Below are 604 nucleotides of genomic sequence, written 5' to 3'. Positions count from 1 at the left end.
AGCGAGCGAATTATAGTAGCGAAGTTCCTGATTCCACACTGCCAAGAAAAGCCTCTAGCGAGGAAAAAGGTGCCCGTACCGCAAACCGACACAGGTAGGCGAGGAGAGAATCCTAAGGTGAGCGAGAGAACTCTCGTTAAGGAACTCGGCAAAATGACCCCGTAACTTCGGGAGAAGGGGTGCTCTGGTAGGGTGCAAGCCCGAGAGAGCCGCAGTGAATAGGCCCAGGCGACTGTTTAGCAAAAACACAGGTCTCTGCGAAGCCGTAAGGCGAAGTATAGGGGCTGACGCCTGCCCGGTGCTGGAAGGTTAAGAGGAGTGCTTAGCGTAAGCGAAGGTGCGAATCGAAGCCCCAGTAAACGGCGGCCGTAACTATAACGGTCCTAAGGTAGCGAAATTCCTTGTCGGGTAAGTTCCGACCCGCACGAAAGGCGTAACGATCTGGGCACTGTCTCAACGAGAGACTCGGTGAAATTATAGTACCTGTGAAGATGCAGGTTACCCGCGACAGGACGGAAAGACCCCGTGGAGCTTTACTGTAGCCTGATATTGAATTTTGGTACAGCTTGTACAGGATAGGTAGGAGCCTTGGAAACCGGAGCGC

General features: G+C 53.5%; 1 rRNA gene. It reads left to right on the top strand.

Going from position 1 to position 604, the window contains the following annotated elements:
- Positions 1–604 (top strand): 23S ribosomal RNA (locus JI667_RS21305); the annotation flags it as partial.

It is taken from the genome of Bacillus sp. NTK074B (assembly GCF_017303375.1).
Taxonomy (GTDB): Bacteria; Bacillota; Bacilli; order Bacillales; family Bacillaceae_B; genus Rossellomorea.
The sequence above is the reverse complement of the archived record's forward strand: the minus strand, read 5'-3'. Positions and strand labels throughout refer to the sequence as shown.